Source organism: Bradyrhizobium sp. Kon69, assembly GCF_055807515.1.
In genome coordinates this window covers 1-240 of record NZ_JBVVOS010000555.1, presented here as the reverse complement: position 1 = coordinate 240, position 240 = coordinate 1, and the positions used below count along the sequence as shown (strand labels likewise).

The 240-nt window shown below is 64.6% G+C and carries 1 protein-coding gene; it reads left to right on the top strand.

Going from position 1 to position 240, the window contains the following annotated elements; genetic code table 11:
• Positions 1-240: hypothetical protein (locus tag AC0L3U_RS40140; RefSeq protein ID WP_473365232.1), on the top strand; the 240-nt coding region annotated here is incomplete at both ends.

Below are 240 nucleotides of genomic sequence, written 5' to 3'. Positions count from 1 at the left end.
ACCCGATCCAGGCGCAAGGCGGCGAGCATGGCGCGATCCGGCGCCATGACGTGGTTCTTGTGGCGCAGGCGCAAGATCAAAAACAGCATCGCCAAGGCATTACCCGTCAGCCCCGCGTACGCCGCACTCTGGATCGGGTCATCCTCGGCAAGGTCCTGCGTATCGGCCTGCCGACGGGCCTGCAGATGGTGGTGCTGTCGTTGTCCGAACTGGTCATTCTGGCGCTGGTCAACGGCCACG